This window comes from Nocardioides sp. B-3, from assembly GCF_024703895.1.
In the GTDB taxonomy this organism is placed as follows: domain Bacteria; phylum Actinomycetota; class Actinomycetes; order Propionibacteriales; family Nocardioidaceae; genus Nocardioides.
Map to the genome: position 1 here is coordinate 4,156,103 of NZ_CP087968.1, position 12,422 is coordinate 4,168,524.

Annotated in this window: 18 protein-coding genes and 2 pseudogenes; 3 read left to right on the forward strand and 17 right to left on the reverse strand. The window is 71.9% G+C overall.

Annotated features, from left to right (window positions below):
• The first annotated feature begins 77 nt into the window (after positions 1-77).
• The 3 genes and pseudogenes from LP418_RS31820 to LP418_RS27540 all read left to right on the forward strand — a co-directional run bounded on the left by LP418_RS31820 (position 78) and on the right by LP418_RS27540 (position 1,740).
• On the forward strand, positions 78-266 hold the full coding sequence (locus tag LP418_RS31820; RefSeq protein WP_336275845.1) for a hypothetical protein: 189 nt from the start codon (positions 78-80) through the stop codon (positions 264-266).
• A pseudogene (locus tag LP418_RS27535) lies at positions 259-821 on the forward strand (phosphoadenylyl-sulfate reductase). The gene LP418_RS31820 and the pseudogene LP418_RS27535 overlap by 8 nt, the downstream one beginning before the upstream one ends.
• Positions 822-900: 79 nt before the next feature.
• A complete protein-coding gene (locus LP418_RS27540; RefSeq protein WP_257954441.1) occupies positions 901-1,740 on the forward strand; it encodes a sirohydrochlorin chelatase in 840 nt (279 codons plus the stop codon).
• Here the strand turns inward: LP418_RS27540 and LP418_RS27545 are convergent.
• The 17 genes and pseudogenes from LP418_RS27545 to LP418_RS27625 all read right to left on the reverse strand — a co-directional run bounded on the left by LP418_RS27545 (position 1,704) and on the right by LP418_RS27625 (position 12,420).
• The gene (locus LP418_RS27545) at positions 1,704-2,084 is read right to left on the reverse strand and encodes a DUF3037 domain-containing protein (protein WP_257954442.1); all 381 of its coding nucleotides are present in this window, start codon (positions 2,082-2,084) and stop codon (positions 1,704-1,706) included. The genes LP418_RS27540 and LP418_RS27545 overlap by 37 nt on opposite strands.
• Positions 2,081-2,350 carry a hypothetical protein gene (locus LP418_RS27550; RefSeq protein WP_257954443.1) on the reverse strand — a complete coding sequence of 90 codons (270 nt, stop codon included), beginning with the start codon at positions 2,348-2,350 and terminating at the stop codon, positions 2,081-2,083. Before LP418_RS27550 ends, LP418_RS27545 begins: the two co-directional genes overlap by 4 nt.
• A complete protein-coding gene (locus LP418_RS27555) occupies positions 2,343-2,714 on the reverse strand; it encodes a hypothetical protein (RefSeq protein WP_257954444.1) in 372 nt (123 codons plus the stop codon). Before LP418_RS27555 ends, LP418_RS27550 begins: the two co-directional genes overlap by 8 nt.
• Before the next feature lie 156 nt (positions 2,715-2,870).
• Positions 2,871-3,722, reverse strand: coding sequence for a PPK2 family polyphosphate kinase (locus tag LP418_RS27560; RefSeq protein ID WP_257954445.1), 852 nt, complete (start codon positions 3,720-3,722; stop codon positions 2,871-2,873).
• A gap of 7 nt (positions 3,723-3,729) precedes the next feature.
• Positions 3,730-4,002, reverse strand: coding sequence for a hypothetical protein (locus LP418_RS27565; RefSeq protein ID WP_257954446.1), 273 nt, complete (start codon positions 4,000-4,002; stop codon positions 3,730-3,732).
• Positions 3,992-4,342, reverse strand: a complete 351-nt coding sequence (locus LP418_RS27570) for an acetyltransferase (RefSeq protein ID WP_257954447.1) — start codon at positions 4,340-4,342, stop codon at positions 3,992-3,994. The genes LP418_RS27565 and LP418_RS27570 overlap by 11 nt, the downstream gene beginning before the upstream one ends.
• Positions 4,343-4,493: 151 nt before the next feature.
• Positions 4,494-5,198 carry a regulatory protein RecX gene (locus LP418_RS27575; RefSeq protein ID WP_257954448.1) on the reverse strand — a complete coding sequence of 235 codons (705 nt, stop codon included), beginning with the start codon at positions 5,196-5,198 and terminating at the stop codon, positions 4,494-4,496.
• Between the two features lie 51 nt (positions 5,199-5,249).
• Positions 5,250-6,304, reverse strand: a pseudogene (gene recA, locus LP418_RS27580) (recombinase RecA).
• Between the two features lie 180 nt (positions 6,305-6,484).
• Positions 6,485-6,916: an MFS transporter gene (locus tag LP418_RS27585; protein ID WP_257954449.1), complete on the reverse strand. Its 432-nt coding sequence runs from the start codon at positions 6,914-6,916 to the stop codon at positions 6,485-6,487.
• Positions 6,913-7,221, reverse strand: a complete 309-nt coding sequence (locus LP418_RS27590) for a hypothetical protein (protein ID WP_257954450.1) — start codon at positions 7,219-7,221, stop codon at positions 6,913-6,915. Before LP418_RS27590 ends, LP418_RS27585 begins: the two co-directional genes overlap by 4 nt.
• Positions 7,203-7,748 (reverse strand): hypothetical protein, encoded by a 546-nt coding sequence (locus LP418_RS27595; RefSeq protein WP_257954451.1) that lies wholly within the window; start codon positions 7,746-7,748, stop codon positions 7,203-7,205. The genes LP418_RS27590 and LP418_RS27595 overlap by 19 nt, the downstream gene beginning before the upstream one ends.
• A 12-nt stretch (positions 7,749-7,760) precedes the next feature.
• Positions 7,761-8,897, reverse strand: coding sequence for a sensor histidine kinase (locus LP418_RS27600; RefSeq protein WP_257954452.1), 1,137 nt, complete (start codon positions 8,895-8,897; stop codon positions 7,761-7,763).
• Complete coding sequence (locus tag LP418_RS27605; RefSeq protein ID WP_257954453.1) at positions 8,894-9,574, reverse strand: response regulator transcription factor; 681 nt, start codon at positions 9,572-9,574, stop codon at positions 8,894-8,896. Before LP418_RS27605 ends, LP418_RS27600 begins: the two co-directional genes overlap by 4 nt.
• Complete coding sequence (locus LP418_RS27610; RefSeq protein ID WP_257954454.1) at positions 9,574-9,984, reverse strand: hypothetical protein; 411 nt, start codon at positions 9,982-9,984, stop codon at positions 9,574-9,576. Before LP418_RS27610 ends, LP418_RS27605 begins: the two co-directional genes overlap by 1 nt.
• On the reverse strand, positions 9,981-10,832 hold the full coding sequence (locus tag LP418_RS27615) for a molybdopterin-dependent oxidoreductase (protein ID WP_257954455.1): 852 nt from the start codon (positions 10,830-10,832) through the stop codon (positions 9,981-9,983). The genes LP418_RS27610 and LP418_RS27615 overlap by 4 nt, the downstream gene beginning before the upstream one ends.
• Before the next feature lie 302 nt (positions 10,833-11,134).
• Complete coding sequence (locus LP418_RS27620; protein ID WP_257954456.1) at positions 11,135-11,785, reverse strand: class I SAM-dependent methyltransferase; 651 nt, start codon at positions 11,783-11,785, stop codon at positions 11,135-11,137.
• Positions 11,782-12,420: a TIGR04282 family arsenosugar biosynthesis glycosyltransferase gene (locus LP418_RS27625; protein WP_257954457.1), complete on the reverse strand. Its 639-nt coding sequence runs from the start codon at positions 12,418-12,420 to the stop codon at positions 11,782-11,784. Before LP418_RS27625 ends, LP418_RS27620 begins: the two co-directional genes overlap by 4 nt.
• Positions 12,421-12,422: the final 2 nt, after the last annotated feature.

The window sequence follows — 12,422 nt, forward strand, 5'->3', positions numbered from 1 at the left end:
GGGTGGGAGTGCCGCTCCTGCCTCCGAGCCTTTTCCGTCACGTATCTCGGCATGATCCCCAGAGGAGGTGAGCAACGATGAGTCTCTCCACCCGAGGCTGCCCGCGACTTCAAGGGCACCCACACCGCCGGCCGCACGCCGGAGGAGCTCCGCGAGCTCGTCTCCCACGTCGGCGCCGAGCTCGAGCTCGCGCCCGCGGAGAACATCATCGAGTGGGCGGTGGCCACCTTCGGCGAGCGCTTCTGCGTCACCTCGTCCATGGGTGACGCCGTCCTCGCGCACCTCGCGTCCAAGGTCGCGCCCGGCCCGGACGTCGTGTTCCTCGACACCGGCTACCACTTCGTCGAGACCATCGGCACGCGTGACGCCGTCGAGGCAACGCTGCCGGTCAACCTCATCACCATCGAGCCCGTGCAGACCGTGGCCGAGCAGGATGCGGCGTACGGCAAGGACCTCTACAAGACCGATCCGGACCTGTGCTGCAAGCTGCGCAAGGTCCAGCCGCTGGCCGATTCCCTCGCGGGCTACGACGCGTGGGCGACCGGGCTGCGGCGCGCGGAGACCCACAACCGCGTGATCGCTCCGGTCGTCGGCTGGGACGCCCGCAAGGGCAAGGTCAAGGTCTCCCCCTCGCGCGCTGGAGCGACGAGCAGATGGAGGCCTACATCGCCGAGAACGGCGTGCTGGTCAACCCGCTGGTCTACGACAACTACCCGAGCATCGGTTGCTGGCCGTGCACGCGGCGCGTGGCGCCCGGCGACGACCCGCGCAGCGGCCGGTGGGCGGGCACCAACAAGACCGAGTGCGGGATCCACTCATGAACTTCACCCTCCGCAACGAAACATCAAGCGACAACGGCGTCGATTCGTTCACCACCACCCGAGATGGGAGGCCCAGCTGATGGCCGCTCCTGCACTGGTAGCCCCGGCTCACGGAAGCCGCGACCCGCGCTCCGCCGCGACGATCAAGGCCCTCGTGGCCGAGGTCAAGAAGATGCGTCCCGACCTGCGCATCGAGACGGCATTCCTCGACCTGTCCAAGCCGTCGTTCGACATGGTGGTGGACCGGCTGGTGAAGGCCGGCTTCGACGAGATCGTCGTCGTCCCGCTGCTGCTCACCGAGGCGTTCCACGCCCGGGTCGACGTCCCCAGGGCCATCGCGACCGCGACCGCGCGCCACGACGGTCTCAAGATCCGCGCGACCCGCGTGCTCGGGATGGAGGCCGCCTTCCTCGAGGTGCTCGACGTGCGCCTGCGCGAGGCGCTCAAGGAGGCCCGCGTGCGTGAGCTCGATGCGCTCGTGCTCGCCGCCGCCGGCTCCTCCGACCCGCTGGCCAACCGGGCCGTGGCGCGACTGGCACGCACTCGGGGCACCCGGCACAAGCTGCCGGTCACCGCCGCCTTCGCGTCGGCCGCTCCCCCGGCCGCCGGCGAGGCCGTGCGCGCCTTCCGGGGCGAGGGCCGGCGCCACATCGCGGTCGCGTCGTTCTTCCCGGCGCCCGGGACGCTGCCCGACCGGGCCGCCGAGCTGGCGCTCGAGGCCGGTGCGGTCGCCGTCTCCGAGCCGCTCGGCGCACACCCCGAGGTCGCGCGCGGATCCCGGCGCGATACGCCGTCGGCGCGGTGGAGCTCGTCCCCGTCTGATCCGGTGCAAGAGTCGCCCGGCCCGGTGTCACCGGGCCGGGCGGCTGCTCATTTCCGGGATCACCCCACCGGGCGCTCCAGCAGGTGCTCGAGCTGACGGGCGGGATCGGTGGTCATGCCACCGTGCACCGGGCCGGGCTGCAGCACCGTGCTCTTCGGCGCCTTGAGGAAGCCGAACCGCTGCCCCAGCGACTGCTGCGCCGCCACTCCACCACGCTCGTCCCCGCGGCAGACCCCCTCGACGAAGGCCAGCGCGGCGCACACCGAGTCGACGTCCGGGCGCGGGTCGAGGGCGACGAGGCGGTCGCGGTCGCACTGCCATGCCACGTCGAGGAAGTCGGCGGCCCGGCAGTAGAGCACGACCCCGACGTTGACGAACTCCTCGCGCTCGGGTCGAGGGACGCAGCGGAGAGTGACGTACTGGTAGGCGAGGCGGGTCATGACTCCGCCCCCGGCAGCCACGCGCGCGTCGCCAGTCGCGCGGTCAGGAACTCGACGTACGCCGCACGCAGCGCGTCCGGAGTCTCGGTGCCCGGCACCGGTTCGAGCCAGGCGTCGGGCACCTGCGCCGGGATCTCGGTGAAGACGGTCCGATCCAGCAACGGCGTGATCCGGGCGTCCGCGTCGGGCAGGGCTGCGACGCGCTTCTCCATCACGTGGGCGGTGATGTCCCGGGGCTGGCGGGCGAACCGTGCAGGGTCACTCACTCCCCCGGCCCAGCCGTGGTGGAAGTACAGCGAGGCACCGTGGTCGATCACCCAGAGGTCGCCGTGCCACACGAGCAGGTTGGGGTTCTTCCAGGGACCGGTCCACGTTGGCGGTGAACGCGTCGAGCCAGATCACGCGCGCGGCCTCTGCGTCCGAGGTGTCCATCTCACCGTCGTAGCCGAAGGAGCCGGGCAGGAAGTCGACGCCGAGGTTGAGCCCGACGCTCTTGGTCAGCAGCTCCTGGACCTCCTCGTCGGCCTCGTAGCGCGCGATCTCGGCGTCGAGGTCGAGAGCGACCATGCGCGGCGTGCGCAGTCCGATCCGCTTGGCGAGCTCGCTGACGATCACCTCGGCGACCAGCACCTTGAGGCCACGGCCGGCGCCGCGGAACTTGCAGACGTAGGTGCCCGTGGTCGTCGGCCTCGACGATCCCGGGCAGGCTGCCGCCCTCGCGCAGCGGGGTGACGTGAGCCGTGACAGCGACGACGGGCAGGCCGGTGACCGACTGCGAAGTCGGGTTCACGCGACCGGTGCCTCGTCGGCCAGCCGGCGTTTCTGCTCCTCGACGTCGAAGTCGGCGGTCGGCCACTGCAGGTCGAGGCTGCGCAGTGCGTCGAGCAGCAGCTGCGCCACGGCGAGGTTGCGGAACCACTTCTTGTCGGCCGGGATCACGTGCCGGGGGGCGGCCTCGGTGTGGGTGCGCTCGAGGGCGATCTCGTAGGCCTCGCGGTAGGCGGGCCACAGGGCCCGCTCGTCGAGGTCGCCGGGGTTGAACTTGTAGTGCTTCTCGGGGTTCTCGAGCCGCTCCTGCAGACGCGCCTTCTGCTCGTCGGGGCCGATGTGGAGCATGCACTTGATGATCGTGGTGCCCTCGGCGACCAGCTTCGCCTCGAAGTCGTTGATGGCGCCGTAGCGGCGCTCGATCTCGGCGGGCTCGGCGAACCCGCGCACCCCGGCGATCAGGACGTCCTCGTAGTGCGAGCGGTCGAAGACGCCGACGTAGCCGGCATCGGGAACGCCCTTCTCGATCCGCCAGAGGAAGTCGTGCGCCTTCTCCTCTTCCGTGGGCGCCTTGAAGCTGGTGATGCGCACGCCCTGCGGGTCGATCAGGCCGACCGCGTGGCGCAGCACGCCGCCCTTGCCGGAGGTGTCCATGCCCTGCAGCACCAGCAGCACGCGTCGCGCGGAGCCGGCTGTCCGCTCGGCCCACAGCCGCTCCTGCAGGTCGGCGAGATCGCCGGCCATGGCGGCGAGCGCGGCTTCCCCGTCGGCCTTCTTGCCGGTGAACCCGGGCGCGGCGTCGGTCTCGATGGTGCGCAGGTCAACGGGGCCGGGAGTGAGGCGGACGTGGTCGGCGATCGCGTCGGTCATGGGCACATCATGGCCCACGCCCCGCGCCCGTCAGGCCGGGACGCGGGCGACGTCGAGGGTGCAGCCCACCACCGTGACCACCGAGCCGTCCGCCTGCGGCTCGTCCGAACCAGACGCCCCGGGTGAAGCCGAGCTTGTCGAGGACGCGAAGGCTGGCGGCGTTGCGGTGGTCGGGGGCGGCGAAGTAGGTCTTCGCGTCGGGGAGCCGGTGTCGGGTCTTGAGCATCCGGGCCCACAGGATCGGCACCCCGAGCCCGCGACCGACCCACTCAGGGATCACCGATCGCGTAGTCGAGGCCGATCGCGTCCGGGTCGGGGGCGAGCAGGGCGTAGTCGGGGTAGTCGCCGACGCGGTAGTCCTGCACGAACGCCACCGAGCGGCCGTTGACCTCGGCCACCCAGATGCGGGTAGGACTGGTGCCGTCGATGTCGGCGGCATACTGCTCGGTGACCCGTTGCAGCGTCGGCTCGCCGTCGCCGGCCCACCACTGCAGGACGTGCGGCTGCTGGCGCCACTGGGCCACCTTGGGCAGGTCGCCGCGGGTCATCGAGCGAAGCGTGACCACCCGGTCGTGGTCGATGACGAACTTCTTCACCTCGCCCGACAGGTCCACCGCCACGGGGGTGCCGGTGAGCGAGCCGGCGGTGCGGGACCGCGGCCGCCCGCCGGGACTCCCCGTCGCGCACCACCCCCGACAGCTCGTGGCCCCTGTCGGCGATCGTCAGCCGCATGGTCATTGAAGCCGCCGCAGGTCTGGCATGTGCCAGACCCTAGGGGTCCTCGTCGTCGCCCGCATCCATCTCGGCGTCGCCGGCGAGCTTCAGCTCGTCCTTGACGATGGCGAAGGACATGCCGGCGCCGTAGCCCTTGCGGGCGAGCATGCCCACCAGTCGCCGAGTGGCCTTCTGCTGGTCGAGCCCGCTCACCGAGCGCAGCTTCCTGCGCACCAGCACCCGGGCCGCGGCCGCTTCGTCGTCGGGATCGATCTCGTCGAGCGCGTCACGGGCGATCTCGTCGTCGATGCCCTTGCGCCGCAGCTCGTGGGCCAGCGCGCGACGCGCCAGCCCCTTGCCCGGTTGACGCGACTCGATCCACGCCCGGGCGAAGGCCTCGTCGTCGATCAGGCCGACCTCGGCGAACCGGTCGAGCAGGCGCTCGGCCAGCTCGTCCGGCACGTCCTTCTTCGCGAGCTTGTCGGCCAGCTCCTTGCGAGAGCGAGCCTGCCCGGTCAGTGCATCGAGCAGGATCTTCCGGGCGACCGCCTCCGGGTCGGCGTCAGGCCCCTGCGCCACCTTGTCGGGGGCGGCGGGCCCGAGGAACGGTCGCGGGCCTGCGTCGCGCCACGCTCGCCGGAGCGTTGCCGCGCTCCGGTCTTCTTGCGCCGCGAGCGCCCGGTCGGCACCCGCTCGAACGGCTCGTCGGGCTCGTCGGACTCCGGGGAGCCCGACTTCGAGAGCCTCGCCGAACGGGTCCAAGCCTCGACCCCGTCGTGGACGTCACCCGCCCACGACGGCGCCGGACGGTTCTCAGAAATCAGCCACGCCGATCGGCTCGTCGGAGAGGTCGTCGCTGGGCTTGTCGACCTGCGGACCGACACCGAGCTTCTCCAGGGATCTTCTTCTCCAGCTCGTTGGCCGGGTCGGGGTTGTCCTTGAGGAAGGTGCGGGCGTTCTCCTTGCCCCGGCCGAGCTGGTCGCCCTCGTAGGTGTACCAAGCGCCGGCCTTGCGGACGAGACCCGCCTCGACACCGACGTCGATCAGGCCACCCTCACGGCTGATGCCCTTGCCGTACATGATGTCGAACTCGGCCTGCTTGAACGGCGGCGCGACCTTGTTCTTCACGACCTTGACCCGGGTGCGGTTCCCGACCATGTCGGTGCCGTCCTTGAGCGTCTCGATGCGACGCACGTCGAGGCGCACCGAGGAGTAGAACTTCAGCGCCTTGCCACCGGTGGTGGTCTCGGGCGAGCCGAACATGACGCCGATCTTCTCGCGCAGCTGGTTGATGAAGATCATCGTGGTCTTGGAGTTGTTGAGGGCACCGGTCATCTTGCGCAGCGCCCGGCTCATCAGCCGGGCCTCGGAGGCCGACGTGGCTGTCGCCCATCTCGCCCTCGATCTCGGCACGGGGCACGAGTGCGGCCACGGAGTCGATCACGATCAGCGACAGCGCGCCGGAGCGGATCAGCATGTCGGCGATCTCGAGCGCCTGCTCACCGGAGTCGGGCTGGGAGACCAGCAGCGCATCGGTGTCGACACCGAGCGCCTTGGCGTAGTCGGGGTCGAGGGCGTGCTCGGCGTCGATGAAGGCCACGATGCCGCCGGCACGCTGGGCGTTGGCCACCGCGTGCAGGGCGACCGTCGTCTTTCCGGAGGACTCCGGACCGTAGATCTCCACGACCCGGCCGCGCGGCAGACCGCCGAGGCCGAGCGCCACGTCGAGCGCGATGGAACCGGTCGGGATCACCTCCAGCGGTGCGCGGATCTCGTCGCCCGGGCGCATGACCGAGCCCTTGCCGAACGACTTCTCGATGTTGGCGAGCGCTGCATCCAGCGCCTTGTCACGATCTCCAGCAGCCATGTGCGTGTCCTCTTCTGTGTGTCGGATGTCAGGTACGTCTGCGACGCTAGAGCGAGCCACCGACATCCCCCGGTCAGGGAAGTCGTCGTTGTGGAGAACCTCGCACTGCGTCGTACCTGTGGACAGAATCTAACCCGAACGTCTGTTCGATGTGGAGCAGCGGGCCCGGCGTGTCGGAAGTCAGACCGCGCGCTTGTCCCGGGTCGCGAAGCCTGCCACGACCACGGCCGCGCCGAGCAGCGCGGCGAAGGCGGCCAGCGTCGGATAGCCGAACCCCTGCACGATCACGCCGGCCAGCGCTCCGCCTCCGGCGGCCGTCAGGGACATCGCCATGTCGGAGGTGCCCTGCACGTCGGTGCGCGCCGACAGCGGCGTACGGTCCGCGATGATCGTGGAAGCCGCCACCGTCGCGAAGGACCAGCCGAGTCCGAGCAGGAACAGGCCGGTGAAGATCTGCCACGAGCTGCCCTCGGGTGCCGCACCGCACAGCGCGAGCGACACCAGCAGGACCGCACCGCCCGCCATCAGCACGGGCGAACGACCCCAGCGGTCCGCCGCGGCGCCCACCAGCGGCGAGAACGCGAACATCCCCAGCACGTGCAGCGAGATCACGAATCCGATGATCTCCAGGTGCGCTCCCCGTGCTCCATGTGCAGCGGGGTCATGATCATCACCGTCACCATCGCCGCGTGCGCACACGCCATCCCGACGACGGCCGCACCGACGGCTGGCACGTCACGAACGGTCGCGGTGAAGCGCGACCACGAACGTCGCGGGGTGTCGGCCGGTGCGACGGGCGCGTTCGCCTGCGCGACGAGGAGCGGGTCCGGCCGCAGGCGCACGGCGAGCCAGCCGGCCGCCAGCACGAGGGCCACCGCACCGATCGCGAACCCACCGGTCAGCTCGGGGATGCCCACGGACCGGGCGAACGACGCACCGACTCCGGTGAGGTTGGGGCCGGCGACCGCTCCGATGGTCGTGGCCCAGACGACGACGGACAGGGCGCGGGCCCGGTGCTCCTCCTGCGCGAGGTCGGTGGCCGCGTAGCGGAGCCACTGTTGGCAGCGGTCGTCGCACCCGGGAGCACAGCGCCGAGGAGCAGCACGAGCATCGAGTCGACGACCCCGGCCACCACGGCAAGCAGCGCCCCCGCGGCACCGAGGAGGTAGCCCGTGACGAGGCCGATCCGGCGGCCGCGGGCGCGCATCAGGCGGGCGAGCAGGAACGCCGCGGCGGCCGTGCCGAGCACCCGGAAGGTCTGCGCGAGGCCGGCCATGCTCTCGCTGCCGGAGATGTCGCGAGCAAGGAGAGAGGCGGTCGCGACACCGATCGTGACGCCGACCGCCCCGACGGCCTGCGAGACGACGAGCGTGCGGATCGTCCGCGTCTGGACCGCCGCCGGGTCGATGCCCTCACTGTTGCCTGTCACTCGCGCGGTCGTCACGACGGCATCCTGTCAGGCAGGGCCCGCGGCGTGCGGAAGCAGCACCACGAACCGGCACCCCGGGTGCTGGTTGGCGACGGCGACCTCACCGCGGTGGGCCTCGACGATCCCCTTGACGATGGCCAGTCCGAGGCCCGCGTGGCCGAACTCCGACGGCTTCTCGCGATCGGGGGTGCGGGCCCGGCTGCCCTGCCAGCCCATGTCGAAGACTCGGTCGAGGTCGTCGGGGTCGAGTCCCCCGCAGCCGTCGGTCACGGTCAGCTCGACGCCGCGGGGCGAAGTGCGCCCCGGGATCTCGACAGTGCCGTCGGCAGGGGTATGGCGGATCGCGTTGGTGACCGGGTTGGACACGACCCGCGAGAGACCGGCCGCGTCGGCGCGCAGGACGAGGCCGGGCTCGACGTGCCCGCCCAGTGTGCACTGGCGCGAGCGGGCCACCGGGTCGGCGCTCGCAATGGCCTCGCTGACGACGTCGGCCACCGCCACCTCCTCCGGGGTCAGGCTCAGCACCCCGGCGTTGATCCGGGACAGCTCGAAGAGGTCGTCGACGAGCCGCACCATCCGGTCGACGTCGGCGCGGATGAGGCGCAGGTAGCGCGGCGGGTCGTCCACCATCCCGTCCTCCAGCGCCTCGGTCATCGCGCGCATGCCCGCGAGCGGCGTGCGCAGGTCGTGCGAGACCCACGAGACGAGCTCACGCCGCGACTCCTCGAGCCGCCGCTCGCGCTCGCGCGACTCGGCGAGCTTGCGGCTCGTGAGGGTGAGCTCGGCCGACACGTCGCGGAACTCGGCCGGCCCTGCGCCGTACGACTCGAGACGGCCGTCGTCGCCGAGCTGTCGCGCTTCTGCGGCAAGCGTGCGCGACCAGCGGGTGAGGGCGCTCCCCGGGACGAGCGCGACCGCGGCGGCCACGAGTCCGGCGACGAGGCAGACCATCATCACGACGGTGAAGTCGTGCTCGGAGAGGAACATCGCACGCGCGGTGCCGATGACCCCGGCCGGGACGGCGAGCACCGCCGTGATGGCGACCGCGACGACCTGCCAGCGCAACGACGCGGACCGCAGCAGCCGGGCGCCCACCGGGCCGGTGACCGCGACGCCTCCCGACCAGCCCAGCGCGATCAGCACCACGGCGACCTCGTCGCTCACGACGCCGCCTCCCAGCGGTAGCCGACGCCCCACACGGTGACGAGGCGCGTCGGGCGCGTCGGGTCCTTCTCGACCTTCTCGCGGAGCCGGCGTACGTGCACGGTGACCGTGGACTGGTCGCCGAACGACCAACCCCAGACGCGCTGGAGGAGCTCCTCGCGGGAGAAGGCGACGTCCGGGTTGGCGAGCAGGAATCGCAGCAGGTCGAACTCGCGAGAGGTCAGCGCGAGCACCTCGCCGGCGAGCGTCGCCTCGTGGCGGCCGGTGTGCACGACCGGGTCGCCGTCGACGAGCTCGACGGCAGGCGTGGCGCGCTCGACGGCGCGGCGCAGCAGACCGTCGACCCGGAGCACCAGTTCCCGCGGGCTGAACGGCTTGGTGACGTAGTCGTCGGCCCCACGCTGCAGGCCGACCACCCGGTCGGTCTCCGAACCCGGGGCGCTCAGCATGATCACCGGGACGTCGTCGCGCTCCGTCAGCTGGCGACACACCTCCAGCCCGTCGATGCCCGGGAGCATCAGGTCCAGCACGACGAGGTCGATGGCCCCGGCAGCCGCCTCGACCAACGCGGACTCGCCGTCGCCGACCTCGACGACGTCGTGGCCGGCTGCCCGCAGGTAGCTCACCACGACCTCGCGCACGGTCGTGTCGTCGTCAACGACCGGGATCCGCGCCATCACCCCTCCTCGTCGCCCGGATGCGTTGCACCGGGACGTGACCAGCCACGGCCAGCAACCCTAGTGCGACCAAGGCCGAACCAGCCTGCGACGTAGTTCCGGTCCAGCAGGCTCGGGTTGTCCGGCCGTGCTCCGAACCTGCCCAGCACCGGGATCGCAACCAGCGTGGTGGAGCCGAGCACGAGGCCCGCCACCACGAGCGGCGAACGCCATGACGGGGGCAGCCACCGGCGCAGCGCCAGCGCCCCCAGCAGCACGACGGGCGCCAGCACGAAGTCGTGCAGCACGACTCCCCCGGCCAGCCACAGCCCGGCGTCCGGGAGGTCGCGCGGGGCCTCTCCGAGCAGGCTCCGGGCGCCGTACGCCGAAGCGAGGACGCCACAGGCGACCGGGACGATGCGCAGCCTCATGCCGAGACCTCCAGCCGCGTGACCCACTTCGTCTGCAGCACGCCCGGGCGGTTGGGCGCGATCAGGCGGCACGGGTAGCCGTGGTCGATGTCGAGCGGCTCGCCGTTGAGACGCAGCGCCAGCAGCGTGAGGTCGTCGGCGGCGAAGTTGCCGGGCAGGATGGTCGCCTTGAAGGGGCCGTGCTCCTGCAACGACGTCACCTGCACGGGTACGCCGACGGGTGCGCCGACCGGGTCGAGCAGGGCTCGCACCCTGATCCCCGTCCACGTCGCGCTCGCACTCCACCCCTCCACGCAGGCGATCGGCAGGTCGGCGGTCGTCTGTGGCATCGCCTCGAGATCGGACCTCGTCAAGGACACGGTGGTGCCACCGTGAGCGAGGACGAGCCGGAAGCCCGGGCTGACCGCGGACTCGAGCACCCCGGCCGCGCGGGCGGACTTGTTGACCGGCACGCCCTGCGGCCCCTCGCCCGAGCGGACGCCGAGCACCGACACGCGACGCAGGGCGGGCACGGTGCTGCCGGCGGTGGCCACCACGACCAGCCCGGCGGCGACCGGGGCGCTCCGCACCAGCCCCCGGCGGGACAGTCCGCTGCTCCCCGACATCGTGGGCCGATCGAGCATCTCGTCGTCGATGTCGCTGCCCAGCGCGGCGCGGATCGGTGTCAGCTTGACGGCGACGTGGATGACGAGGGCACCGATGGCGACCCAGCCGATCGCGTAGTGGGTGGCGCGGAAGGAGAACGCCCGGGGGTACCACTGCGCGGAGTTGGCGATGCCGGTGACCAGCTGGAAGACGGCCGCGGCCACGAGCACGCCGACCGAGGCGCGCTCGAGGCCGTGCAGCACCAGCGCGGCGGCGGTCCCGAGGGGGCCGGGTGAACAGGTGCGGGTAGACCGACCAGAGCTTCACCAGCAGCAGCGGGACGGCCGCGACGCCGGCCGTCACGTGCAGGCCCCGGGTGAGGCGGTAGAACCACGACGGGCGCGTCGGCAGCGGGAGCCACGGATCCGGCAGCTGCGCGACATGGCTGTAGACGCCGGTCAGGAAGCAGGCGGCGAAGGCGATCCCCAGCCACGCGCCGACACGGGCCGCGACGGCCGGGCTGCGCAGCCGGGACGTGAAGTGTTCGGGTGCGGGCGGTCGCACGTCAGCTCTCCCGGTGCAGGATCGACCACCAGCGGCCACCGCGCTCGTGCGTGCTGACGACGGTGAGCCCGGCACGAGCAGCCACCGCAGCGACTGCATCCGCCCCCACGAGCGCCCACGGGAACGAGTCGCTCACGCGGTCGCCGACTCTCAGGGCGACCGAGCTGCGGCGGAGGCCTTCGCCGTACGCCGCCAGCTCGACCACCACGATGCCCGTGGGGCACACGAGCTCGCGGACCCGCTCCAGCAACCGCACGGGATCGCCGCCGATGCCGATGTTGCCGTCGGCGAGCAGTGCGGTCTGCCAGCTCCCCACCCCGGGAACGCGTCCGAAGACGTCACGGCGCAGGGCGTTGACGCCGCGCGCGCGGGTCTGGGTGATCGCCTCCGGCGCCACGTCGATGCCGAGCGTGACGTGGCCGTCGAGCATCAGCTGCGCACTCATCCGGCCGGGACCGCAGCCGATGTCGATCGTCGGACCGGCGCAGGAGGCGAGCATGGATCGGTCGGTGCCGTCGGCTACCTGCACCCAGCCCGCGACCGGCAACGTGCCTGTCGTGCCGTCCGCCCAGATCACGTCACAGGGCACTCCGCGGAGGGCCTCCGCGAAGATGCCGGCGACCGGCAGTGATTCCCGCGTCAGGGTGCTCATGCCGACCTCTGCGCGACGGTCCGCCAAGCGGTCGCGAACCCGGTCCACGGCGCCTGCTCTGCGACCAGTGCTGCGTCCTCGACGGTGTCGACGTCGCGTAGCACCGGGCCGGTCGCGACGCTCAGGCCGCCGGCGCGGAGGGCCTCGACGGTGTCGTCCCCGGTGGTCGCCGTCGACATGGGTACGGCGACGAGCCGGCCGGCATCGGCACCGCGGGTCAGCGCCAGCGCCCACCAGCCCCCGTCGGTGGCGGGCGCCGGGACGGCGTCGTGGGTGCCGAGGCCCGCCAGCACGGCCTGCAACAGCGCCGGCGTCACCTGCGGGGTGTCCATCCCGATCTGCACCCGCGGCAGGTCCGGCGCATCGGCATGCGCGAAGGCGAGCCGCTCCCCCAGCTCACCTCCGCGCTGACCGAGGACGTGCCAGCCGCGCAGGGCCTCGGTGATCTCGTCACCGCGCGCGGAACTTGCGAGGGCACCCTCCGGGGCGAGGCTGCAGTGATCAGCACCGACTGCCTCGACGCACGCATCGATGGTGTCGAGCAGCGCTGCCGCGGCCGGGTCTGCGGCGCGCGCCATCCCGATGTCTCGGCCGAGCCCGGTCTTGGCGCGTCCGAGGATCGGTGCCTTCGCCACCA